The organism is Paraburkholderia graminis, assembly GCF_003330785.1.
In the GTDB taxonomy this organism is placed as follows: Bacteria; Pseudomonadota; Gammaproteobacteria; order Burkholderiales; family Burkholderiaceae; genus Paraburkholderia; species Paraburkholderia graminis.
This window is the reverse complement of record NZ_CP024934.1, coordinates 978,056-1,002,536: the sequence shown is the minus strand read 5'-3', so window position 1 is coordinate 1,002,536 and position 24,481 is coordinate 978,056. Positions and strand designations below refer to the sequence as shown.

Here is a 24,481-nt window from a genome sequence, read left to right as displayed (position 1 = left end):
TACGTGCTTGACGGACCGCGTCGCTCATTGGGACAGTCACACAGATTGAATCAGGAACGCTTTGATTATCGCACGGGCATTCTGGCGTCGCCCTCCGAGGTTGACGCCGCCGAATGGAACGCCCTCCTCGCGCAGCAGACGCAACCCACGCCGTTTCTACGGCATGAGTTCCTGAGCGCGCTGCACGCGACCCGTTGCGCGGTCGCGGACACCGGCTGGGCGCCGCAATTCGTCACGCTGACCGACCCGCTCACGGGCAAGCTCGCCGCGGCCGCGCCGGTTTATCTGAAGGGCCACTCATACGGCGAGTACGTGTTCGACTGGGCCTGGGCCGACGCCTACAAGCGCAACGGCTTGCCCTACTACCCGAAGCTGCTGTGCGCCGTGCCGTTCACGCCGGTGCAAGGCAACCGCCTGCTCGCCGCCGATTCGCACGCGTTGCGCCACCTTGCCGCGACGTTGATGGCGTTCGCCGAGCAGGCCGACGTGTCGTCGCTGCATGTGCTCTTTCCGACCGAAACCGAAGCCAACGCGCTCACCGAGATGGGCATGATGCAGCGCGAAGGCGTGCAGTTTCACTGGTTGAACGACGGCTATCGCGACTTCGACGATTTCCTTTCGACGCTCGAACAGAAGAAGCGCAAGAACATCCGCGCGGAACGCCGCAAAGTCCACGACGCCGGCATCACGATGCGCCGTATTCGCGGCGAGGACATTCAGGACGCGGACTGGCGCTTCTTCAGCAAGTGCTATCGGCAGACTTATCGCGAGCACTTTTCGACGCCGTATCTGAACCTCGATTTTTTCCGCATGATCGGCGCGTCGATGCCGGAGAATCTGCTGCTCGTGATCGCCGAGTACGAAGGCAAGCCGATCGCGAGTTCGCTCGTCGTGTATCAGCGCGATGCGAAAACCGGCGGCACGCTGTACGGCCGTTACTGGGGCGCGCTCGAACATGTGCCCTGTCTGCACTTCGAGACCGCGTACTATCAGCCGCTCGAGTTCTGCATCGAAGAAAAGCTCGGGGCCTTTGAAGGCGGCGCGCAAGGCGAACACAAAATGGCGCGCGGCTTCCTGCCCACAGTGACGCGCTCGGCGCACTGGCTCGCGCATCCCGCTTTCGCCGATGCGGTCGGCCACTTCCTCGACAACGAAAAGAACAGCATCCACGCTTATGTGGACGAGCTGCGCGAACACAATCCGTTCAAAGGCTGACGCGTCCGTGGCGTGGTTTCTCTATCTGCTCGAATGTTCGGACGGCAGCGTCTACACCGGCATCGCCACCGACGTCGACGCGCGTTTCGAAAAGCACGTCAGCGGCGCGGGCGCGCGCTATACACGTTCGCGCAAGCCGGTGCGCGTGCTGGCATCGTTCGAACTGGCGGATCGTTCGAGCGCGTCGCGCGCCGAGTATTGGGTGAAGCGCTTGACGCCCGCGCAGAAGCGGACGCTGGCGGCGGGTGGGCGGACGCTCGAGTCGGTGATGCCGGAGCCTGAGCCGGCTCTGGATGATGATGAAGTCGAAGGCGACGCGGCGTGAACGGCGTGCGTTCGCTGAGCAGTTGGCGGTGACTGTGCCACCGTCAGCCACGCTTCATTAACGCCCAATCACCCCCGCGCTTCGCGCATCCGCTCCGTCAGCAAGCGCTGCATCAACGCAAGCTCGCCCACTGCATCCGCTTCGAGCGATGTCAAACGCTCGCGCGCCGGCAGTTCATGCCGTAGCGGCACGATCGCGCGATTCAGCGACGCCTCGATGTCCGCGCTCACCGCCTCCACCCACGCGCGAAGCTCGGCGTGCACATCGTGAGCTTCACGCCGGTTCGCGCTCAAGCGCAACTGCGTCGCCGTGCCCGCCATCTTGCGCAGCACGCTCAGCACCGTCAGCGTGACCGTGTCGACCATCGAGTGCTCCAGCTTTTCGAGGCGAATCCGCGCGATCGCCTCTTCGGCGTTATTGCTGCCGAGGCCCGCCGCCCTGCGCAGGCGCTCCATATCCTTTTCCGTGCGACGCGGCGATTCGAGCGCGGCAAGCAGATACGCCAGATTGGCGCGCACGGCGTCGCCGAGATACGCGCGGTAATCGGTTTTCTCGCGCGTCGGCCATAGATAGAACGTGGCGAACAGCGCGAGCACGCAGCCGAGCACATTGTTGCCGAGCCGCGTGAGCGCATACGCGATCTCGCTCGCGCCGGGCGTCGCGAAGTCGGCCACGAGCACGAACGTCGGCGTGAGGAACAACACGAACAAGCTGTAGCTGACGGGGCGCAAGGCCATCGTCGCCATCACCAGCGGAAAGACCGCGAGCGAAATGCCGAGCGGCGAATGAATCGCATAGCCGATGCCCGCCGCCAGCACGCCGCCGACAATGCTGCCCGCCGCGCGCTCGATGCTGCGCGGCCAGGTCGCGGCAATCGAAGGTTGCAAGATCAGCAGCGTCGCCATGGTCGCCCAATAGCCGAACGGCAAGCCGAGCACGCGGATCACGACAAAGCCCGCGGTCGTCGTCACGCCGACGCGCGCCGCATGGCGCAAGCCGACCGACTCCAGCGACAGGTTTGCCTTCAGCGTCGACCAGACCCGCGCCAACGTGATCGCGACACTCCCTAAGAAATGCGGCGGCGCCTGTACCGGCGTGAAGTCGACGAGTTCGAAGTCGGACTTCAGCTTGACCGGCTCCATCAGCGCGGTTTCAAGACGCCGCGCGAGCCGGCGCAAGCGCAACTGCAATTTCACGAGATGCGTCCAGCGCGCTTCGTTTGCATCGGCGCCGATGTTGCGCAGCGTCTCGCCCAGCGCCGTGAGAAGACGCGCCGCGCGTCTGATGTGGCGAGCGTGGTGTTCGTCGCCGGGCATTTTTTCGCACGCGCCGGAGACGGCGATCAGATACGCGAACAACGCCTCGCCTTCCGTCAGCAAGCCGAGCAGCGCGTCGTAGGTCTCGCGCGCGGCGGTTCGCGTCGGCGGCACGCGCGCCAGCGCCTTGCGCGAGCGCTCGAGCGCCGCGCGCGCATCGGCGCGAAACTGCGCGGCATGCGTCGCCCATTCGCGCGGCGTGCTGCGCTGCTGCAGCAGACGCGCGCTGTCGAACGCAATGTCCGCGAGCCGCAGATACACCGTGCGTAACGAAGCGCGGCTTGCGCCAAACGGCTGAATGCGCCACACGGTCAGGCTCAACGCGACCGCGAACAGGCAGCCGATCAGATAGACGCCGAGAAACGCGAGCCCTTCGCGGACGTCGTGCATCGGCCGGTCGACCATCACGACGCAGGCGGTCGCGGCGAGAATCGTCACTTGCGAGGTCGCCGCGCCCCAGATGCGGCCGAACGCGCCAAGGCTCGTGAAGACGAGGACTGCGAGCGCGGCAACCACCGTGCCGCTCGCCGACGCGAAAGCGGTGAGCCCGCCGCATGCGGTGGAGAGCAGCGCGAAGCCCATCATCGATGCAAAGCGGGCGCGGTTTGAACCGGCGGCATCGGCGAGACAGGTCCAGAACGCGCCGATCGCGGCCCACGCGAAGACCGGATCGTGCAGCAAGTTGCCGAGCGCGAGCATCGCCGTCGATGCGCACGCGGCGCGCAAGCCTTCGGAGAGACTGGCCTCGCTGGCGGAGAACGACACCATCCACACCGGCCGCTTGCGATAGATCGCCGTGGCGATCGCATACAGCCGATTCGACCAGCGAGGCAAGGGACGCGGCGTGTTGGACTTGCGGTTCGTCATCCGGACAGTGGGCTCCTGAGGCGGCGTGTGGCTGGGCAATGGCAGATTGGGCCGCGGTCGGGACAATCCGACGCGGTCACAAATCATAAGGGTTTATACCTGGATATAAAAATGGCTTCGGTTCATCCGCGCGATGCAGTTGGGCTATACGAGCGTGCCTCGGCTGCAATTGCAATAAAAAACCGCGCGGCCCGTTCCGGCTCGCGCGGTTTTGTGCACCTGGCTGGCGTCTGGCGTCTTACTTGGCGGGCCGATGATTCGATCTCATCGGCGCGCCAGAGCCATTTACTTCTTGTAGTTCGCCACGCCTTCGCTGATTTCCTTGTGCGCGGCTTCCATGTCGGCCCAGCCTTCGACCTTCACCCACTTGCCCTTCTCCAGCGCCTTGTATTGCTCGAAGAAGTGCTTGATCTGGTCCTTGAGGTAGGCCGGCACGTCGTCGATCGACTTCAGGCTTGCGGTCATCGGGCAGATCTTGTCGTGCGGCACGGCAATCAGCTTCGCGTCCACGCCCGATTCGTCGGTCATTTGCAGCATGCCGAGCGCGCGGGCGCGAACCACCGAGCCTGCCAGCAGCGGGAACGGCGTGATCACCAGCACGTCGACCGGGTCGCCGTCGCCCGACAGCGTTTGCGGAATGAAGCCGTAGTTGGCCGGATAGCGCATGCCGGTGCTGATGAAACGGTCGACGACGAGCAGGCCCAGGTCCTTGTCGGCTTCGTACTTCACCGGGTCGCTTTGCGCCGGGATTTCGATGATGACGTTGAAATCTTGCGGAAGGTCTTTCCCTGCGGGGACGTTATTGAAGCTCATGAGCGCTCTCTGGTCAGATGGAATTCGGAGCACGGCATGCGGCGCGTGGCCCGAGGCGATGCATGATGAAAACTCGCCCCGAACGCGAGCGCTGCGGCCGGACAGTGCGGAATGCGCCATTATAGCCAATCGGCCGATGGCATCCGTCGGCGGATCGGCGCGATAATCATCAGGCGTCGCTCGATTGTGCCTCTCGTTTATGAACACCGCGTAACGGCGTTCGTTCAGCGTTCCGTCGAACTTCTGTGGAACGTGCGCCGGTTGCGGACATGTCAAGGAGTCTGAATGGAAGAAGCCCGACACTTCATCGGCGGCGAGTGGGCCGCTGCTTCAGGCGGCGAGACCATCGCCGTGCTCGATCCCTCGGACGGCCAGCCGTTCACGCAACTCGCGCGCGGCACAGCGGCGGACATCGACGCCGCCGTGCACGCCGCGCGCCGCGCGTTCGAAGGTGCATGGGGCGCGGCGAGCGCGGCCGAACGCGGACGCGTGCTGTACCGGCTGTCGATGCTCGTCGCCGCGCATCAGGAAGAACTGGCGCAGCTCGAAGCACGCGATACCGGCAAGCCGCTTAAGCAGGCGCGCGCCGATTCGGCGGCGCTCGTGCGCTACTTCGAGTTCTACGCGGGCGCAGCCGACAAGCTGCATGGCGAGACGCTGCCCTACCAGGCCGGCTACACGGTGATGACGATCCGCGAGCCGCACGGCGTGACCGGCCACATCGTGCCGTGGAATTATCCGATGCAGATTTTCGGGCGCAGCGTGGGCGCGGCGCTCGCGGCGGGCAATGCGTGCGTCGTCAAACCCGCCGAAGACGCGTGCCTTTCGGTGCTGCGCGTCGCCGAACTGGCGGCCGAAGCGGGCCTGCCCGCAGGCGCGCTCAATGTCGTCACCGGTTATGGACACGACGCGGGAGCGGCGCTCGCGCGTCATCCGGGCATCGATCATATTTCGTTCACCGGCTCGCCCGAAACCGGCAAGCTCGTCACGCAAATGGCCGCCGAGAACCACGTGCCCGTCACCCTCGAGTTGGGCGGCAAATCCCCGCAAATCGTTTTCGCCGATGCGGACCTCGACGCCGCGCTGCCCGTGCTCGTTTCCGCGATCGTGCAGAACGCCGGGCAAACCTGTTCGGCGGGCAGCCGCGTGCTGATCGACCGCGCGATTTACGAGCCGCTGCTCGACCGGCTGAGCGGCGCGTTTAACGCGCTGCGCGTCGGTCCGTCGCATGCGGATCTGGATTGCGGGCCGCTCATCAACGCGAAACAGCAGCAGCGCGTGTGGGACTTTCTGTCCGACGCGCAGCATGACGGCATCGCGATGGCCGCGCACGGCGAAGTGATTCCCGAGGCGCCGGAAAGCGGCTTCTATCAGGCGCCCACGTTGTTGCGCGACGTGCCCGCGAGCCACCGCCTTGCCCGCGACGAAGTATTCGGCCCCGTGCTCGCCGCCATGTCCTTCAGCGACGAAGAGGAAGCGCTCGCGCTCGCCAACGGCACGCAATTCGGCCTGGTGGCCGGCATCTGGACACGCGACGGCGCGCGCCAGATGCGTCTCGCGCGACGTCTGCGCTCGGGCCAGGTGTTCATCAACAACTATGGCGCGGGCGGCGGCGTCGAATTGCCGTTTGGCGGCGTCAAACATTCGGGCCACGGACGCGAGAAAGGATTCGAGGCGCTGTATGGCTTTACGGTGCTGAAGACGATTGCGATCCGGCACGGCTAGTTCGTGTCTCTGCATGCCCCGACTTACGCATCAACATCTACGACAAACAATGGAGACATCATGCGGTTGACAGGTAAAACGGCCATCGTCACGGGTGGCGGCTCGGGTTTCGGCGAAGGCATCGCGAAGACCTACGCGCGCGAAGGCGCGAACGTCGTCGTCAACGATCTCAACGGCCCCGCCGCCGAGCGCGTCGCGAGCGAAATCGCGCTGGCGGGCGGCAAGGCGATTGCAGTGACGGGCAACGTCGCGCAACGCGAGGACTGGCAAAAGCTGCGCGAGGCGGCGCTCGAAGACTTCGGCAGCGTGCAGATCGTCGTCAACAATGCGGGCACCACGCATCGCAACAAGCCGGTGCTCGAAGTGACCGAAGCCGAGTTCGACCGCGTGTACGCGGTGAACGTCAAAAGCATCTACTGGAGCGTGCAGGAGTTCGTGCCGTATTTCCGCGAGCAAGGCGGCGGCAGCTTCATCAATATCGCGTCGACGGCGGGCGTGCGGCCGCGCCCCGGACTCGTCTGGTACAACGGCAGCAAGGGCGCGGTGATCATCGCGAGCAAGTCGCTGGCGGTGGAACTCGGGCCGGACCGCATCCGCGTGAACTGCGTGAATCCGGTGATCGGCGAAACGGCTTTGCTGTCCGAATTCATGGGCGTCGAAGATACGCCTGAGAACCGCAAGCGCTTTCTCGCGGGCATTCCGCTGGGACGCTTTTCGACGCCGCAGGACATCGCGAACGCCGCGCTCTATCTGGCTTCGGACGAAGCGGAGTTCATCACCGGCGTGTGTCTGGAAGTGGATGGCGGGCGCTGCGTGTAGTCGCAGCTCTGGCGTTGGGTTTGGCGTTGGTGGCGTTGCCCTGAGCAAGCGCCGTTCACGTACGGCGCTTGCGGGGCTCAGTGTTTTCCCCCGGTATCTAATTGACGTGCGAGCCGCGCCGCACGGCTAGAATCGATCGACGCGGCACTTCAATTCCACAAGAAAAGAGGAGACACCATGGCTAGTCCCGCAGATCCGCTCCACCATCCCGGCGCGGGAGCGCCGCCTTCCACTTTCGAAGAGGCGACCTATCGCAAGGTCAACTGGCGGCTCGCGCCGCTCCTGATGCTCTGCTACGTGGTCGCGTATCTCGACCGCGTGAACGTCGGCTTCGCGAAGCTGCAAATGACGAGCGATCTCGGCCTGAGCGATGCGGTTTATGGCTTTGGCGCAGGCATTTTCTTCGTCGGCTACTTTTTCTTCGAGATCCCAAGCAATGTGATTTTGCACAAGGTGGGCGCGCGCGTGTGGATTGCGCGGATCATGGTGTCGTGGGGCGTGATCTCCATGCTGACCATGTTCGTCACCACGCCGACCATGTTCTACGTGATGCGCTTTCTGCTCGGTATTGCCGAAGCCGGCTTCTTTCCCGGCATCATTCTGTATCTCACCTACTGGTATCCGTCGCATCGGCGCGGACGCATGACGACGTGGTTCATGACGGCGATTGCGCTCTCGGGAGTGATCGGCGGGCCGGTGTCGGGCTATATCCTGAAGACGTTCAATGGCGTGAACGGTTGGCACGGCTGGCAGTGGCTGTTTCTGCTCGAAGGGCTGCCGTCGGTGCTGGTGGGCATTCTGGTTTTCGTCGCACTCGATGATCGTATTTCGAAGGCCAAGTGGCTGACCGACGAAGAAAAGGAACTGCTGCAGCGCCACGTTTCCGCGGAAGAAGCGACCAAGCACGACATGCCGATTCGCCAGGTGCTGACGAGCGGCCGCGTGCTGATGCTTAGCCTCACTTACTTTTCGTTCGTGATGGGTTTGTATGGCGTGAGCTTCTGGCTGCCGACGATCATTAAGGCGACCGGCGTGACGGATGCGTTCGCGATCGGCCTGCTCTCCGCGATTCCGTTCGCGGCGGCGGTGGTGGCGATGGTGCTGGTTGCGCGCAGCGCGGACCGCATGCGCGAGCGTCGCTGGCATATTGCGTTGCCGGCATTTGCGGGGGCGGTTGGACTGGTGCTTTCGGTGGTGTACACGCACAACACGGTGCTCGCGATGGCTTCTCTCACGCTTGCGACGATGGGCATTCTCACTACGTTGCCGCTGTTCTGGAGTTTGCCGACGGCGATTCTTGCGGGAACGGGTGCCGCGGCCGGGATTGCGATGATTAATTCGATTGGCAATCTTGCGGGGTTTTTGAGTCCGTATGCGGTGGGGTGGTTGAAGCAGGCGACTGCGGCTAATGATTCGGGGATGTATATGCTCGCGGCGTTTCTGGTTCTTGGGGGACTGCTGGCGATTAGTGTGCCGGCGAGGATGGTTAATCGGTGAGTGGGTTTGCTAACCATCGAGTTTGAGTGAGGCGCGGCTATTGCCATTGACATGTAACGTTAGGCGATAGTCGCGCTCACAAGGAATGCGTGCACAAGCGAGAAAAAGCTCGAACAATCCGCATAGTTTCCTGCCATTGCCATTTCCTGAGACACAGTGATGAAGGTCACGATTGCGTACATCGAAGAACCGCCATTCGGTTGGACCGACGCGGATGGTAGCGCTACAGGCGCTGACATCGCCTTGGCCGATGCAGTCCTTCGGGCGATTGGTGTAGCGCGGATCGAATATCACCTGACCACGTTCAGTGAACTGCTGCCCGGCGTTCAAGCAGGCCGGTGGGACATGAATGTGCCGCTCTTCGTCACGGCTGAACGCGCGGAGATGGTCGCGTTCAGCGTACCTGTATGGGGAATCGGCGACGGCTTTCTCGTTCAGGCTGGAAATCCGAAAGCGCTCGACAGCTATGTATCACTCGCCGAACGCGCCGATGCCCGCCTTGGCATCATCGCGGGACAGGTTCAACACGATTCGGCCAGAGCATCAGGCGTATCGGAAGAGCAGATCGTCATCTTTCAACAACAGGCCGACGCTATTGACGCGGTCCTTTCGCGCGAGATCGATGCGTATGCGAGCACCGCGTTGGGCAATCGCATAGTTGCGAGTCGGGTCGGTGGCTCAATGCTCGAGGCGGTGGCGCACAAGCGGGCAACGGACGGTGCGCAGCACACGCCCCCGCTCGGAGCGTTCTCGTTTAATCGAAAGAACAGCGAGCTGATTAATGCGGTGAACCGGCAACTTCGTTTATATCTGGGCTCGGAAGATCATCGCGCCAGCATGGCAAGGTTTGGATTGACGGGTAATGAAATCGATCCAGCGCTCGCGCGCTGAGTTTGTTTGCGTTGGCGTAGGCATTAGCTGCCGCTCGATAAGGTCGCACTACTCGGCAACAATTCGCCGCGACGACTACTATCTCGTCCATCTACTGTTGGGCCAACTCGCGGCATTATGTGGACGCACGTTTGGAGAATGTACTTTGGCCCCGGCACTTGGCGTTAGCTTCAAGTTGAAGAACTACTTGACGAACACGCCGCGATGGGGATTGATCGTGGGAGGGGCAGCGATCATGTCGTTCGGGCAGATCGCGCTCATTGTCGTCGGATCGTGGTTTTTTGGCGCGCCGCCTGCGCACGAAATACCGTTCGCGAACCGCTCTATTGAGTTGCGACTGTTCGTTATCGTTGTCGCGATGCCATTCGTGGAGACAATAGTCGGGCAATGGCTGCCGATTCGATTGGTTAGGGGCGTTTTCCGTCAACCGTGGTGGGTTGCTGGACTTTGTTCAGCCATTGCATTCACTTGCCTGCATGGTTATACGGATCGTACTGTCGTGAGTATTGTCTTGGGCGCAGCGGTGCTTGCGGCGGTCTTCGTTGTGGAGGCCAGGAAGCAAGGGCGGCCGATTTTTAGCACGTACGTTACGCACGCTTTGGCTAATGGGCTTGTGTTGGCTGTGCGCTTTCTTTAGCCGGGGAAAGGTTGAGTAGGTGGGGTTCCGGTCGAACGGCCGCTGACTACAGCGTCTGGCCGCGAGCCTCGCTTTATGCTATCGACGCGCTCGGGGCCGAGCGCTCTACATATGGACGACGGTCGCCAGTACCGCTGTGACAATATCGCTTCCGTTCCGGCTCAATGCATTGATTTCGCTGCCTTTCGCCGGCCTGTTTATTGCCTTGGTGTATAGCAAAAGGAGTTACGACTTCTTTGTCGAGAGCCATCATATGCCGTCGCGACATACGGTCCGGGATCTGGTTCGAATTGGCGCTCTCGGTCTCTCGTGTCTGCTTCATTTTTTTGCAATGTCTTTCGCGGCAAGCCGCGCGGGCTGGTTACCGCTCCTAATGCCGCAGGGCCGCCCTTTGAGCCTTCTTATTGCGGCAACGATCGCGCTCCTCTTTGGAGTCGCGCTTTCGCCAAAGGGACAGCGCGCGTGGAACTGCGGCATGACCCTGATGATCTTCTCTGTTTCGATGACCTGCCAATTGCTCGCCCACGTAACGACGAGCACGCCACTCATCAAATACTTGCCGCCTCCTTTCAGGTTCACACCGTTTCCGTGGTCCGTGATGATTGCGTACACCGCAGTGGTCGGACTCACTGCTACAGCGTTGCTGCAATGGACCAGGCCCCCTCGTCACCGGCCGCCTCTGGAAATGCCTGACTTTTCGTGAAAGTAATTCCGATTCCCCCACACGCCATCCACTCACCTCGCCCGCAACGCATCCACAACATTCATCCGCGACGCGCGCAACGCGGGCAAAAAGCCGCCGACCAGCCCCATCGTCACCGAGAACGCCAATGTCTTCCCGACAATAGCGGGCGTCAGGATGAAGCGGAACGACAGGTCCGCGAAGGTCTGGAAGTTGGTTGTCGAGAACGACGCGAACTGCATGAACGCTGCGCAGCCAAGCCCCGCCAGTCCGCCGACGAGCCCCAGTAGCATCGCTTCGATGAGGAACGCCGCGAGCACGTTCGCGCGCTTGAAGCCGAGCGCGCGCAACGTGCCGATCTCCGCCACGCGATTCGCCACGGACGCATACATCGTGATCATCGCGCCGATCATCGCGGCAATGGAAAAGATGGCCGACAGCGTGAAGCCGAGTATGTTGAGGAACGTCGACAGCGCCTTCGACTGGTCGCTGTAAAAAGTCCGCTCGCGTTTCGCGTCGTCGGCGAGGCGGGGGTCGACGTCGATATCGCTCCTGAAGCGCTCAAACTGATCGCTCTCTGAAAGCCGCACGACCATCGACGAATAACTCGTCCGGCGAAACGCCTGCATCAGTTGATCGGCATCGCCCCAGATCTCCGAATCGAAGCCGCTGCCGCCTGCGTCGAAGGTGCCGACCACAGTCCATTCGCGCTGCGCGAAACGCAAATGCTCGCCGGGCTGCGTGCCCGCAAAGCCCTTCGCAATGCTGCTGCCGACCACGATCTCCGACGAACCCGGCGTGAAGAAGCGCCCCGATGCGAGCCGCACTTGCGGCCGCAAGCCGATGCCCGCTTGCGACACACCGCGTATCACCACGTTCGACGGCTTGCCCGAGCCGATTTTCGCGAGCGAGATCAGCACGACCGACTCTTTCGACGCGAGCCTTCGTCCGTCGCCGCCGATCGCGACGGCCGGATGCATCTCGATCACGTTGGCCTGATTGCGGTCGATCGCGCTCTGCACTTCCGTCTCGGCGCCCTTGCGGATCACGACGACGTTGTCCTCTTCGCCCGTCGAGACGAGCGTTTTCTTCAGGCCCGCGTCGAGCATCAGCACCGTCGAGAACACGAATACGACGAGCGCGAGTCCGCCCGCCGTGAGCGCCGTCGTCAGGCGACGGGTCCACAGGTTGCGAGCGATATATGAAAGCGGAATGGCCACGATGCGCTACCCGATCGCCCGCAGGCCTTCGACGATCCGCACGCGCGCCGCCTGGATCGCCGGAATGATCGCCGCCGCCACGCCGACGACACCCGCACACGCCGCCTGCAACAGCACGGTGTCGCGCGACACGTGGAAGACGGGGAATACACCGCCCGTTGCCTGCCGGAAGATACTGGCGGCGGGCGGCGTCAACAGCATGCCGAGCCCGCCGCCCGCGATGCACAGCGTCAACGATTCGCCGAACATCAGCAGCGCGAGAAAGCCCGGTCCGAAACCGAGCGCCTTCAGCGTCGCGTATTCGACGGTGCGCTCGCGGGCGCTCATCGCCATCGCATTCGCCATCACGGCCATGATGATGACGATCACCACATACGACACGACGCGGATCGCCGCGATGATCTGATTCGACATCGCGACGAAGCCGAGCTGGAACGCCTGCTCGGTTTCGGTCAGCGTTTCGGCGAGGGAGTTCCTGAACACGTCGTCGACGTTGCGCGAGATCGCTGCAGCCTCCTCGGGAACAGCAATGCCCAGCACGTAGACACCGACCTGATCCGCACGCCGCCCCGGCATTTTGCGCACCGATTCGTTCAGATAGTCCCAATGAAAAATGAGTTGCCGCGTGATGGTGGATTCGTCGCGGCCGTCCATGATGCCGCGCACGACAAACTCCCAGGTGCCCGGATAGATCGTGCCTTTGATCGGGATGACGTCGCCGACCTTGAAGCCGAACTGCGTCGCGAGTTGCCGGCCGACGAGACAGCCCTTGCGGTCGCGTACGTAATCGCTGCGCTGTTGAGCGGGCACGATCAACTCGGGATAGAGGTCCAGATAGTTGTCCGACACGGCGAACTGCGCGAAGAAGTTCTTCGGCTCGCGATACACGCCGCCGAACCAGCTCGAGCGCGCAACCAGCGTCACGCCTTCCACGCCGCGAATGCGGTTCTCGTAGCTGAGCGGCAGCGAGAACGTCAGCGAAATGGCGTTGCGCGTGACGAGGCGCGCATTCGATGCGGCCGCGGCGCCCGCATACCATGCATCGACTACCGTATTAAGAAGCCCGTATGCCAGCACCGCGATCGTGAGCCCGAGCACCGTCAACGCAGTGCGCAGCTTGTGGCGCAGCGCGTTGCGCGTAATCAGCTTCAGCGCGTGCATGACAGGCTGCCGTCGCGCCGATCAGCGTGTGTCGCCATCGGTCAGCTCCCCTTTGTCCAGATGCACGAGCGCATTCGCGGCGCCTGCGGCATGCGCGTCGTGCGTGACCATGATGATGGTCTTGCCCAGTTCGCGGTTCAGACGTTGCAGCATCGCGAGGACTTCTTCCGCCGATGTGCGATCGAGGTCGCCGGTCGGTTCGTCGGCGACGATCAGCGTCGGATCGGTGATGACTGCGCGGGCAATCGCGACGCGCTGCTGCTGTCCGCCCGACAGCTCCGACGGATAGTGATGCGCACGGTTCGCGAGGTTGACCATCTCGAGCACCAGCTCGACGCGCTCGCGCCGCTCCTTGCGCGTGAGTCTCGTGAGCATCAGCGGCAACTCGATGTTCTCGAACGCCGTCAGCACCGGCATCAGGTTGTAGAACTGGAAGATAAAGCCGACGTTGGCCGCGCGCCAGTCGGCCAGCGCCGCTTCCGACAGTTGCGTGATGTCGAGCCCGCCCACGCGCAGCACGCCGCCATCGGGCCGGTCGATGCCCGCAATCAGGTTGAGCAGCGTGCTCTTGCCTGATCCCGACGGCCCCATCAATGCGATGAAGTCGCCTTCTTCTATCGAAAGCGTGATGTTCGACAGCACCGGCACCGTCTGCACGCCGCGCCGGTACGACTTCACGAGCTGCGATATCTCGACGAGCGGCGCAGCGCCATTCGCGCGGTTCATAGCTTGCTGCCCGCTCATGTTATGGCTTCGCCACGTTGACTTTCGCGCCGTCCGTCAACTGCGCGTCGGGCGCACGCACCAGCACGTCGCCGGCGCGCACGCCGTCGAGTGCGATCAGGTCGCCGAGTTTCGCGCCCGTCGTGACCGGCACCTGATGCACGGTCTCGTCCTTGACGACGAAGACGACGCTGCGTCCGTCGCGCTGAACGACGGCAGCCGGCTGCGCCGCGACGACGGGCCGCCGGTCCTGCGGCGGCACCGGCTTTGACAGGAAAGCGATCTTTGCGCTCATGTCCGGCAGCACGCGTGGGTCGCGATCGACGAAGCGCACCTTGACGAGCACCGTCGCCTTCGAGCGGTCGACGGTCGGCACGATGCGCGATACGCGGCCTGCGAGACGCAGTTCGGGGAGCGCGTCGAGCTGGATCTCGCAAGGCGCGTCGACGGCGATCTTCGCGATGTTCGATTCCGCGACATCCGCCTCGACTTCGAGCGTGTCCATGTCGGCGATGGTGACGACGGCCCCTTTGCTGTCGGACGCCTGAGAAAACGGCGTGATGTTGTCGCCGACGTTCGCATGCTTCTCGATCACCACGCCGTTGAACGGCGCGCGAATCACGGTCTGATCGACAGCGACCTGTGCGGCCTGCGCGTTCGCCTGCGCCGACACGATGGCCGCGCGGCTGTTGTCGATCGACGCCTGCGCCTTGTCGTAGCGCGCGAGATCGGCGTCGTACTGCGTCGCGGGCATCGCGCCGCTCGGCACCAGAATCTTAGAGCGGCGCAGGTTGAGTTCAGCGTTTTTCAGTTCGGCGACCTGCAGCGCGAGGTTCGCTTGTGCGACCTTCACCTGCGCCCTCGCCTGCGCCAGCGACGCCTCGACGTCCGCACTTTCCAGCCTGGCGATGACTTCATCCTTTTTCACATGCGTGCCTTCGAGCACCCCGAGCCATTCGAGCCGCCCTTGTGCCTTCGACGCCAGGGCCGCCTTGCGTTGCGGCACGACGTAGCCCGTCGCGTTCAGCAAAGTGTAGCTCTGCGACGGATAAGCGGAGACGACCGACGTGGTTTGCACGGTGCGCGGGCTGGCGAAGCGCAAGCCCACGACGAGCGCGCCCACGACGATCAGCGCGGCCACCCCGTAGCCGGTCCAGTTGCGCCGACGGCGCGCAGTCACCGGCGCGCGGTCGATTTTGAGTCGTTTGAGATCGTGTTCAGCCAATTTTTTTATCGGTTCGCCGGGCAGCGCTCGTGCTGCCCCGGCTACTCGCGCTATGGACGGGGAGTCAGTATAGCGCTGCGTCTGGTGTGGCAGCCTGCGGGTGGGGGACGGCGGCTCAAAACGACGATGCGCTGCGCGGCGGAGAAAGACTACGCGCCGCATTTCCCCTTCGGATGGCCGCTGCCTATCATTCTTTAGAAGGCCGAAGTGGCGGCATTGACTCGCGGATAACGTAGGAAGAATCTGCGCCCGATGCAGGCTCTCACGCGCCGCATCCTGCGGCGCCTGCTGCGATGACGGCTTGCCACTGGCCGGCATCGTCGCGAGTCAAGTGGAGGTCCGCAATGAAATTCATTGTGCAGTGGAAGGGGCTACCGACGGCACAGCAATCGGCGATCGAACGTTTCATGAAGACGGGAGGCGCGCTGCCGCCCGATGGCATCACGATGCTCGGCCGTTGGCACGCAATCGGCGAGTTGAGCGGGTGCGCGATCGTCGAGGCCGACAGCACGGCCCCCCTGGCGGCGTGGGTGCTGCAGTTTGGCGATATCTTTACGTTCACCATTTCGCCCGCTGTCACCGACGACGAACTCGGGAAGGCGTTGGCGGCGTTTCAGGCGGGGAGGTAAGGCTGGCGGAACAGGGGCGTTAATCGGAATACCGATGCGCTTCTGTTTTTGTGTTCCAGGCTAGGGTCGGGCGCTGCCGATCGTCGTGCCCTCCACTCCACTCGGCCGTAGAATTGCTTAGCCCCCGCAGCGAGGGGTGCAACGCGCTGATTTGGGTCAAGCTTGACGCAGTCACGCAAAGCCGCTGCTCAATCCAGCACGCATCGACAGTGACCAGTCACCCCGTGCAATGTCTCCCCCAACCAAACTTCCATCGCTAACCGTCGGCTACCGAACGACACTTCCCCGCTCTCCGCACTGGCATACAACCCCACCCAGCCGCCAGTAAAGGCACACCGTTCCATGGCACGGTCGATGCATAAACGACGCCGTCAAGAGTCGTCTATTGACCAACATCGGGCCGTACGAGGTGCGTCATGTCCAGTGCTCAGCAACAAGCCAGTCGCGGAACCCACCACGGCTTGCACGCCTTCTCCTGGCTGCGCGCCTTAAGGCTGATTTTCGGCGCGCCCAAAGCGTATTTGCCTTACGTGCTTCCGTGGCTGCTGGGAAGTCTCACTGTCGCGTTCTGCTATCTCGTCGTGCAAGGCGTGCTCAGGCAACAACTGCTGGTGCCGCCCGTGGCCACGCCACCGTCTCTCGCCGAACGCGGCTACACATCCAGTTTCCTCGCCGAAAAGATCATGTCTGAGATGCGGGTGATCGGGCGCGATGCCGGTTCCATTCCCCACGACGCGCTGACCGCGAGCGAAGCACAGCCCGACATCCAGATTCCCGGTCAGGACCTGTCCTATGCGACGACCGTGCGCTTTCTAAAAGAGGTCGTCGACCGGAAGGATGTGGTCGTTCATATCGGCATCACAAAGCTCGGCGATGCCGCGGACTCCTACATGGCGCACGTGCAGATCGAAGGCGGTGTGTTCCAGTCGCGCCAGGCCGAGGTGACGTTCGCGGGACGCGACATCGACAGATTCGTGCGCGACATTGCCTCGCAGGCGATGCGGCTTGCCGAGCCGAATATACTGGCCAGCCATCTGTTCACCGAAGTGCAGAAAACGAAATGCTCGCTTGCGCAATGCAATTACAGCGAGATCGTCGGCATCTACGATGAAGTGCTTGCGCTGCCCGCTTCGAAGCAGAGCGAATGGGCGGAGGCCGGCAAGGCGTGGCTGCTCGTTAGCCAGGGCCTCGCGAAAGACGCCGAAGCGCAGAGCCGCGAGGCGCTGCGCCGCTATGAAGGCTCGGCGATTCTGCGGGCCAGTCTTGGGATTGCGCTCGAGCAGCAGCACCGAATCGACGACGCGCTGGAACAACTCCAGGCCGGCGCAAAAAAATCATCGCGCACCGCCGAGAACCTGCGTCTCTTGGGCGACGTCATGTTGCACGCGCATCGTTATCCGGAAGCACTGAAGGCTTTCAGGGAAGCCGATCGTATGCAGCCGGACTCGGTCAACACGTTGCACGACTGGGGTGAGGCGCTTATCGCGGTCGGGCGTCACAACGATGCGATTGCGAAGTTCTCTCAGGCCGTATCGCTTCGGCCGGATCTCGCGCCGTCGTATGCGGGATGGGGCCGTGCGCTCGAGCTAAGTGGCGAGATGAGCGAAGCGGCGCGCCGGTATGCGCAGGCATCGAAACTCGACAAGGATGTGCTCTCGCCGCACGAAGACCGTATCGCGCGGCTTAGCAAGGAGTATCAGGCGGTCACGCGTTCCGACAAACCGGCTTCGGATGCGACGAGCCGCCCACGTTTAAATCAGCCCGCAAGACGTCAGCTTGATGCAACACAAAACCCGATCGCGATGCTGACGGCTTAGTGCAAAGGCATCCTCTTCAGCAGTATCACGTAGCAGGCACGGAGACAGTAGATGAACAGCTTCGACGATGCGTTCAGGGCTCTGATCGGAAGCGAAGGAGGATATTCCTTCCATCCCGCGGACCCGGGCGGCGAAACGATGTGGGGCGTGACGGCACGCGTGGCGCGTAGCTCCGGTTATGCCGGCGCGATGAAGGACCTGCCGCTTGAAACCGCCAGGCAGATCGCCAAGGAAAAATACTGGGACCCGCTGCATCTGGATGAACTCGATCCGCGGGTCGCCTTCCAGATATTCGATGCGAACTATAACGGCGGTCTCGTTGTGTTGTGGATGCAGAAGGCGTCCGGCGCTCAGGAAGACGGCAAGTTCGGCCCGGACACGCTGGACGCCGTCAAGAGCGCGGACCCGATGAGGTTTGTCCTGCGATTCGTGGCGTATCGGCTGCGGTATCTGCGAAACCTGCATACGTGGCCCACTTTCAGCCGCGGATGGACGGACCGTATGGCAACCAACCTTCTCCTTGGAGCTGCATGATGGACTGGTCAAAAGTAGCGTCGAGCATCGGCAGCACGGCCCCTTTGCTTGCGGGCCTGATAGGCGGCCCGAGAGGGTTGGGCGTGACTGCCGCCGCCGCCATCATCTCGCATACGCTTGGCATACCCAACGATCCGCACGCGATCGAAACCGCGCTAAACGACCCGACGGCACTCGACAAGCTCAGACAGGCCGAGCGCGCCAACGCGGTGCAGTTGCAGCAGTTGATGGTGACTGCGGCGCAGGCCCATCTCGCGCATGAGACCGACATGGCACGCATCCAGGCCGGCGATCGGGCCGACGCGCGCGCGATGGGGATTGCCAACAAGGATTGGGTGCCCAAGGCGCTCGCGATGGTGGTGACCGGCGGCTTCTTCGGCATCCTGCTGCTGATGGCCCTGAAGGAATTGCCTCACGAGAACCGCGATCTGGTGAACGTGGTGATCGGCGCGCTCGGCACGGCGTGGATCAGCATCATCGGCTATTACTTCGGTACGTCGGCGGGTTCGATGAGAAAGACGGAACTGCTCGCGAAGCCGAGTGTGCCGATCACCGCGGATAGTGCTGTTATGTCGAGGGAACCGGCGGCGGCGCCTCATCCGCATGCTGGGGGGAGTGCGCCGCATGGCGAGATGTTTCCGGCGTTTGCGCCGGGGGGACAGGGGCCGGTTTTTACTGGTGGAGCGTGATGTGAAGGTGCGATGGTTGGTGTGTGCGGTTGAGAGTTGCGCTGGCGCGTGCGGTGAGACGGGACCTGATATTCGCGGTTATCGCGATGTGCGAATGGCGGGCAAGCAATGTGTAGGTGGCTGGCTAACGACAATGCGCGGATGTGGGCGAAGGAACAGATGGTGCCGGCCGCCGTGCGTTGACGGATGGATGGCGGTTGAAGTTCGGAAGCCGCCGTTGAGGTGGTGCGGGGTCGAACGCAGGTTGAGGGGAGCACGGAGTAGAGCGCGTTGGATGTAGTCAGCCATGAAGAGTCTCTCGGCTCATCCTTCGCTAAGATGCTCAGATGTCGGCTCCGCTCAGCAAGCGGTCATTTGGCGCGCAGGCAGATGGGGCGCGTCGGCGACGCAGCAATCGCGCGCTCGGCCGCGGAGTGCGACGGCAAGCGAAAGCCATATCTGATAACCGTATGCAGGCGAGTCGGCGTGCGGATGCAGGCGAAGCCCCGGTCTATCGAAGCCGAAGCTGTACCCGGGCGTTAGCTGGTCACCCATTCGGGGTATGCTTGCTTTCCGTTACTAGGGCGCTGGCTTACTCCAACGCCGGACAATGGTCGCCCCGGGCGAGAATGAAGACGCATCCAATGACAGCAGATACGCAACAGCCGAAGTCTTTATCCCGTACAACTGGACGATGCGGATACACGAACAGTGGGTCATCGACCTCGCTGAGTGTCTGGTGGAAGACGATGTCGACGTGATCATCGACAAATGCGCCTTTGCGGGAAGGCCACAATGCCGATGCAAAAGGCTAATCGCTCATAGCTTGCCATATCACACGACTCAAAAAATCGAACAATGAAACCGTTAATAGAATATTGCCGGGGAGCTGTCGCAGCACTGAACGCTCAGTACAACATGACCGAAGTCCTGGGTCACGCGGCAACAGCTGGCTCAGCGCGGGAGCGCCTGATTCAGGATTTTCTGACTGGCCATCTTCCCGAGATGACCAGCGTGGTGAGCGGCATGATTGTCGACTCAACCGGACAACGCTCGAAGCAGCAAGATATTGTGTTGATGTTGAAATCGATGCCTAGGTTGAGGTTCGCAAGCGGTCACGATCTAATATTTCAAGAAGGCACCATCGCAACTTTCGAGATTAAGACCCAAATTTCGCCGTCTGTGCTAGAAAGCATCGCTGATAATATTGAAAGTGTGAAGCGTTTGAAGCCGACGACACTTTTAGGCGCACAGCTGGGTGACATTGACTGGCCATACAACCGGATTCTTAGCGTTGTCCTCACTTACGGTGGATCAAATTTGCATGTCATCGGCGAAAAACTTAACGCCCTATCCGACGCGAGTAAACCAGATGTTTATTTGGATTTAACGAAAGGCATTCTAATCAAGAACGAAGGCCTACTCTTTCCACAGTTCGGTTCTGACGAGTATCTTTGCTATGACGATGCGGCCATTGGTCTTGCTCGATTGTTGGCTTTATTGTCTAAAGTAACCGGGCGCCTGGTGATGCGATCTGTGGAATGGGAGAAGTACATTTCATAGCCACGCGCACATTGGAACCGGAAGCAAAGGAGCACCACTTGAGCGCTGGAAGTGGGAGTTCGGCGTCGCAAGAGGCGCGCGTGGGCATACGTGGGGATCGATCCGCATGCACATCAGCAGTCATCTATCAGGCCTGCTCCTTAGACGCACAAGGTCGGTCTTCGCGGATGTGCCGCCGTTCAAATTAAGAGTGACAGCTAGTATTCCCGCACGAACGCCTCGAAATGAAGCTCCGCTATTTTTTTAACTATCCCATGACAGAAAGCCGCGTTCTGAAACCCAAGATTGCCTCGCTCATCCGAGCAATGACGCTCGCAGGTGACTCCGTGGTAGACGTAATAGAAATCGCAGGAGTGCCACCCTTAACCCCAGAGCAACATGAAGGATTTGAATACCTCCACAATTACCTTTTTTCCCCGCAGCCTCCTTGGTTGCAAGAGCTCAGAGCAACGCCCGCAGGAGAACGATGGTACCTGCGATTGGTCGGAGGCATTTTCGACAACGTGCAAAGTGCTCGGCTGGCTGTGGAATACCATTTTGGCAACATAAAAGCTATTGAGTCTGCGGTTCATTCCGTCTTGCAAGACCGCGATCTTTCTACCATTCCTCCAAATCAAACGGTGGCCGTTGGAAATACGCAAAAGCTCGAATTCGAATACCATGCTTACGTGTTTGCTTATCGCCGTACCTTGGAGTATCTCTCGCGCGCGATGGCAGGGTATCTAAAGTGCGATTGCAGTTCATTTAATCGGTTTTCGAAAGTATTAACGGCCAAACGGTCGAGCAATGTTGCGACGCGGCTGCAAGTTGTTTGCGATGAGTTCGACGAACAATTCGCGTTTGTTGTCTCCGATGGGAATGAGGGCGTCTCTGTTCGAGATCGTATTTCGCATTACGAATTCACATCGGCAGGATCATACAACCTTACACGGGATGGTTTTCGTCTGATTGGCGGTGGTGAAGTACTTCATCTCATTGGAAAGGCAGGTACATTATCTGAGGCCCTAGAAGAACGACTGCGGGTTCTCGACGCATTTTTGTCGAAGATGCTGCACGAATTCACGGACGCCGTGCGGGAAGAAAATCAAGGTGCTGCGTTGCCGACATCTTCCTGCGGGCTCTGAACCCATAGCCGCAGACCCACGAAGTGCATTTCACCATCTTCGACTACTTGGCTCAGTCGGTGGCCGACAAATAGAGAAAGGGGAACCATGGCGATCACACAGTGGCTTCATCTCAGCGAGCTCGGCAGCGATCCATGGGTGCTACCGATCTATACGGCATGGAACAAAGCCGTTACCGAGAACCGTGTGGCGGTGCGGCCGGACGCAGTCAACGAGGCCGGATTGCACATTACCACGCGGATGAATCTGGTTCGGCACATCGTGCGCCGTCTGCAGCGAGACTTGTCTGCGCTGGTGAAAGAGGTCAACCAACACGTTACGGAGGAAAACCAGTGGACACCGGACCACGAAGGCATCTCGCTGCGAGTCGACGATCACATGAAATACCTGATGATTGCGGACCTCCACTCCGTTATCTCGGAGGTCGACGCTTGTATCGACAGGATGAAGGCTTTCATGGAAACGCTATACGACCATGTTGGGCAACACATCACGGACAAGCAGCGCATCGAGATAATCAACTCGTGGATGAAAGAGCGTGGCGTCGACCCTAATTGGTTTAAGAGGCTGGCCAGCGCCCGCAACTTCATCGCGCACGTCGGCGCGTTCTACATTGCCCTCGACACCACCGAGTCCTCTTGGGACCTGTTACTGGTCAAAGGGAATCTAAGACAGTTCGATGACCCGCGCACCTACGTGCGATTCTCCAGCGTCATGGAGATCATGGACAGTTTCCTGGAATGCCGCGAAGCGATGCAGGCACATCTCGTCGCCCTGCTCGAAGCCACAAAGTGATCACACTTCAGCGCTCTACTCACTGAGCATGGGGAATGTCTGCTCGTCCCTCGTGAACAGTCGCCAGGGAATCCGAAACTGTGCGTCTGCTCCGGCTCGACGTCGGCCCCTTACCAGTCTCCTCCCCCCGCCCCCCATTTAACATTCCGAAGCATTCCCCCAACTCCCCCAAATTCAAGACAGTCCCACTCCCCTATAATCACCAAGTCGCCGGAAAACACCCTGCGACCAGGTTTAGCAGCCTGAACGTTGAAACCCGCACGCCTGCCCAGGCAGGCCGTGCGTCTACTGCTGCACGTCTATAATTCAATGGGCGGGCCGTGGTGGGGGAGCCGCAAGGCTCGCCGGTTTTGGTTTCAACGCCGGTCTGCTAACCCCGCCACGTGCCCGCTCACCCTTCCTCAAAAAAGCGCGTGTCCGGGCGATCCAAAGCAGCACCAGGGAGATCGCACCATGACCAAGCCCATCAAGAACCACACACCTTCGCGCCCACCCGTCGACGCACTCCAGTACGAAAAACTCGCCCTATCCGCGTTCGACCTCTGCGACCGGCAGGTAGCTCAACTGGACACCTTGATCACACTTGCGTCGTCGATAGTTAGAAATCCTGCCGTTTCGCGCGACGAAAGACAGCGCCGTCAAAAGCTCATCGAACTGTTGCTCGACACAGCAGAGCAGTATCAGCAGGAACTCGAATGCGACCGCGAGTTGTTCCAGGTGATCGCACTCGATGCGAAGGGCGTCCCGCGCAGCCGCATCACCGCGCATCATGCAACGAAGCTGCTCGCCGAAGCATCGCAGAGAGCAAACGCCTCTTCGACTGCCGCGGACGAAAGCACATCGCGCGGCAAAAACGCGTCCACGAAACGCGCCGCCTCCGTGACCGCAAACATCACGCAACCACCCGCAGCCGCACCACACTAAGTAACGGCCGCAACCCGCGCAAACCACAAACCAACCGCACAAGCAACAAAAAACAAAACGCAAAAAAAAATGGCCGCAGCACCCGCTGCGGCCATCATCCAAAAACCCAAAACCCAACTCAAACAATATTCATAGCCAACGCACTTTCGCGATAATGCAGGCTCGCCTTCTCCGCATCGCCAAGCTGCTCATGCAAGCGAGCCAACGCGCGATGCGACCGGATCTTCAGCGTCTCGTTATCGGCCAGCTTCAGCGCGCGCTCCAGGAACGACTGCGCCTTGCCCCACAACTGCTGATGCAGACACAAGCGCCCCAACGCGAACAACAAGTCCGCATCGTCCGGACGATCCTTCTGCCAGCCCTCGGCCTTCTGAATTAGCGGCAACGCGTCGCCGCCCGCCGTATCCGGATAACGACGCAACAAGCGCGCGTCCCAATTCTGCGCGAGCGCTTCCTCGACAATCTTGCGCGCTTCCTGCGGACGATTCAGCGCCACCAGCAGTTCGGCGGCGAGATCGGCGAGACGCGGCGAATGGCGCTCGGTCGGCGTCAGCGAATTCCATAGTTCGAGCAGCGCATCGGCGTTATGCCGACGATCGCGCAGCAAATTCTCCGCTGCGAGTTGCCGCAAACGGACGGCCACCGCCGGATGAATCGCCTCGCGCTTTTCCAGCGTCTTGACGAGCTTGAGCACTTCGCCCCAGTTCTTCAATTGCTGTTGCGCGCGCAACATGATCTGCTGCGCGTGAATGCGCCGCCCGCCCTGCGATTGCATTTCCTTGAGCGCGGCCAACGCGCCGTCGGCGTCGCGGCCGTCGGCGCGCATGTCGGCGGTGGCCATCAGACGCGCGTCCTGCCAGTCGGCCTCGTCGATCTGCGCGAGCCATTCGTCGCGCCGCGCATATTCATGCATGCGATGCGCCGCCGCCGCCGCGATCAGGCCAGCCGCGCCCTTGTTGTCGCCATTCGCGAGCGCGTCTTTCGCGGCCTTTTCCGCGCGCGAAAAACGCCCCGCGTACAGATTGCCGATCGCGTCACGCAGCGCGGCGTGCGCCTTCGCGACACGCGAGCGCGCACGATACGCGGCCACGCGCTGCGGCATGCGCCAGATATTGCGCACGATGCGCAACAACGCATACAGCAGAATGAACAGCACCACGAGCCCGACCACGAACAGATTCAGCGACATGTCGATGCGGTACGGCGGATACACCAGCAGCACCTGTCCCATGTCGAAGCGCCCGACCACCGCCAGCACGACCGCGATGGTGAACAGCAACGCGAGCCATAGAAGTCCCCGGATCGCCATGA

The 24,481-nt window shown here is 61.6% G+C and carries 24 protein-coding genes; 16 read left to right on the top strand and 8 right to left on the bottom strand.

Annotation, left to right across the window (positions count from 1 at the left end):
• Window positions 1-45 precede the first annotated feature (45 nt).
• The gene (locus CUJ91_RS04405; RefSeq protein WP_006048446.1) at window positions 46-1,215 is read left to right on the top strand and encodes a GNAT family N-acetyltransferase; all 1,170 of its coding nucleotides are present in this window, start codon (window positions 46-48) and stop codon (window positions 1,213-1,215) included.
• Window positions 1,216-1,222: 7 nt separating this feature from the next.
• A complete protein-coding gene (locus CUJ91_RS04400) occupies window positions 1,223-1,540 on the top strand; it encodes a GIY-YIG nuclease family protein (protein WP_029970043.1) in 318 nt (105 codons plus the stop codon).
• A 68-nt stretch (window positions 1,541-1,608) separates the two neighbouring features.
• On the opposite strand, the gene CUJ91_RS04395 is transcribed toward CUJ91_RS04400, so the two are convergent.
• Both CUJ91_RS04395 and ppa read right to left on the bottom strand, forming a co-directional pair.
• Window positions 1,609-3,723, bottom strand: a complete 2,115-nt coding sequence (locus CUJ91_RS04395) for an FUSC family protein (RefSeq protein ID WP_006048448.1) — start codon at window positions 3,721-3,723, stop codon at window positions 1,609-1,611.
• Window positions 3,724-4,008: 285 nt separating this feature from the next.
• Complete coding sequence (gene ppa / locus CUJ91_RS04390; protein WP_006048449.1) at window positions 4,009-4,536, bottom strand: inorganic diphosphatase; 528 nt, start codon at window positions 4,534-4,536, stop codon at window positions 4,009-4,011.
• A 285-nt stretch (window positions 4,537-4,821) separates the two neighbouring features.
• Here ppa and CUJ91_RS04385 point away from each other — a divergent pair, with 285 nt between their 5' ends.
• The 5 genes from CUJ91_RS04385 (at window position 4,822) to CUJ91_RS34710 (ending at window position 10,105) form a co-directional block, all read left to right on the top strand.
• Window positions 4,822-6,261, top strand: a complete 1,440-nt coding sequence (locus CUJ91_RS04385; protein WP_114155886.1) for an aldehyde dehydrogenase family protein — start codon at window positions 4,822-4,824, stop codon at window positions 6,259-6,261.
• A 60-nt stretch (window positions 6,262-6,321) separates the two neighbouring features.
• Entirely contained in the window at window positions 6,322-7,080 is a 759-nt protein-coding gene (locus CUJ91_RS04380; protein WP_107707167.1) for an SDR family oxidoreductase, read from the top strand.
• 177 nt (window positions 7,081-7,257) lie between these two features.
• Complete coding sequence (locus tag CUJ91_RS04375) at window positions 7,258-8,577, top strand: MFS transporter (protein ID WP_006048452.1); 1,320 nt, start codon at window positions 7,258-7,260, stop codon at window positions 8,575-8,577.
• 159 nt (window positions 8,578-8,736) lie between these two features.
• Window positions 8,737-9,468, top strand: a complete 732-nt coding sequence (locus CUJ91_RS04370; RefSeq protein ID WP_114155885.1) for a transporter substrate-binding domain-containing protein — start codon at window positions 8,737-8,739, stop codon at window positions 9,466-9,468.
• Window positions 9,440-10,105, top strand: coding sequence for a CPBP family glutamic-type intramembrane protease (locus CUJ91_RS34710; RefSeq protein ID WP_244230967.1), 666 nt, complete (start codon window positions 9,440-9,442; stop codon window positions 10,103-10,105). The genes CUJ91_RS04370 and CUJ91_RS34710 overlap by 29 nt, the downstream gene beginning before the upstream one ends.
• A 318-nt stretch (window positions 10,106-10,423) precedes the next feature.
• On the opposite strand, the gene CUJ91_RS04360 is transcribed toward CUJ91_RS34710, so the two are convergent.
• The 5 genes from CUJ91_RS04360 to CUJ91_RS04340 all read right to left on the bottom strand — a co-directional run bounded on the left by CUJ91_RS04360 (window position 10,424) and on the right by CUJ91_RS04340 (window position 15,278).
• Window positions 10,424-10,684, bottom strand: coding sequence for a hypothetical protein (locus CUJ91_RS04360; protein ID WP_153067613.1), 261 nt, complete (start codon window positions 10,682-10,684; stop codon window positions 10,424-10,426).
• 156 nt (window positions 10,685-10,840) lie between these two features.
• Complete coding sequence (locus CUJ91_RS04355) at window positions 10,841-12,007, bottom strand: ABC transporter permease (protein WP_114155883.1); 1,167 nt, start codon at window positions 12,005-12,007, stop codon at window positions 10,841-10,843.
• Window positions 12,008-12,013: 6 nt separating this feature from the next.
• Complete coding sequence (locus CUJ91_RS04350; RefSeq protein WP_029970057.1) at window positions 12,014-13,168, bottom strand: ABC transporter permease; 1,155 nt, start codon at window positions 13,166-13,168, stop codon at window positions 12,014-12,016.
• 21 nt (window positions 13,169-13,189) lie between these two features.
• A complete protein-coding gene (locus CUJ91_RS04345; protein ID WP_107707173.1) occupies window positions 13,190-13,894 on the bottom strand; it encodes an ABC transporter ATP-binding protein in 705 nt (234 codons plus the stop codon).
• Between the two features lie 19 nt (window positions 13,895-13,913).
• Window positions 13,914-15,278: an efflux RND transporter periplasmic adaptor subunit gene (locus tag CUJ91_RS04340; protein ID WP_244230966.1), complete on the bottom strand. Its 1,365-nt coding sequence runs from the start codon at window positions 15,276-15,278 to the stop codon at window positions 13,914-13,916.
• Window positions 15,279-15,460: 182 nt separating this feature from the next.
• On the opposite strand from CUJ91_RS04340, the gene CUJ91_RS04335 reads away from it, so the two are divergent.
• The 9 genes from CUJ91_RS04335 (at window position 15,461) to CUJ91_RS04295 (ending at window position 23,170) form a co-directional block, all read left to right on the top strand.
• Window positions 15,461-15,745, top strand: a complete 285-nt coding sequence (locus CUJ91_RS04335; protein ID WP_006048460.1) for a DUF3303 domain-containing protein — start codon at window positions 15,461-15,463, stop codon at window positions 15,743-15,745.
• Between the two features lie 416 nt (window positions 15,746-16,161).
• Window positions 16,162-17,562 (top strand): tetratricopeptide repeat protein, encoded by a 1,401-nt coding sequence (locus CUJ91_RS04330; RefSeq protein ID WP_114155882.1) that lies wholly within the window; start codon window positions 16,162-16,164, stop codon window positions 17,560-17,562.
• A 51-nt stretch (window positions 17,563-17,613) separates the two neighbouring features.
• A complete protein-coding gene (locus tag CUJ91_RS04325) occupies window positions 17,614-18,096 on the top strand; it encodes a glycoside hydrolase family 108 protein (protein WP_114155881.1) in 483 nt (160 codons plus the stop codon).
• Window positions 18,096-18,785 (top strand): hypothetical protein, encoded by a 690-nt coding sequence (locus CUJ91_RS04320; RefSeq protein WP_006048463.1) that lies wholly within the window; start codon window positions 18,096-18,098, stop codon window positions 18,783-18,785. Before CUJ91_RS04325 ends, CUJ91_RS04320 begins: the two co-directional genes overlap by 1 nt.
• Before the next feature lie 318 nt (window positions 18,786-19,103).
• Entirely contained in the window at window positions 19,104-19,307 is a 204-nt protein-coding gene (locus CUJ91_RS35350) for a CppA family protein (RefSeq protein ID WP_482811980.1), read from the top strand.
• 375 nt (window positions 19,308-19,682) lie between these two features.
• A complete protein-coding gene (locus tag CUJ91_RS04310; RefSeq protein ID WP_153067611.1) occupies window positions 19,683-20,327 on the top strand; it encodes a DUF6602 domain-containing protein in 645 nt (214 codons plus the stop codon).
• 224 nt (window positions 20,328-20,551) lie between these two features.
• A complete protein-coding gene (locus CUJ91_RS33965) occupies window positions 20,552-21,451 on the top strand; it encodes a hypothetical protein (RefSeq protein WP_153067610.1) in 900 nt (299 codons plus the stop codon).
• An 87-nt stretch (window positions 21,452-21,538) separates the two neighbouring features.
• Window positions 21,539-22,246 carry a hypothetical protein gene (locus CUJ91_RS04300; protein ID WP_114155877.1) on the top strand — a complete coding sequence of 236 codons (708 nt, stop codon included), beginning with the start codon at window positions 21,539-21,541 and terminating at the stop codon, window positions 22,244-22,246.
• 453 nt (window positions 22,247-22,699) lie between these two features.
• Window positions 22,700-23,170, top strand: a complete 471-nt coding sequence (locus CUJ91_RS04295) for a hypothetical protein (RefSeq protein ID WP_029971906.1) — start codon at window positions 22,700-22,702, stop codon at window positions 23,168-23,170.
• 118 nt (window positions 23,171-23,288) lie between these two features.
• Here CUJ91_RS04295 and CUJ91_RS04290 read toward each other — a convergent pair whose 3' ends face one another.
• A complete protein-coding gene (locus CUJ91_RS04290; RefSeq protein WP_006048472.1) occupies window positions 23,289-24,479 on the bottom strand; it encodes a heme biosynthesis protein HemY in 1,191 nt (396 codons plus the stop codon).
• Window positions 24,480-24,481 lie beyond the last annotated feature (2 nt).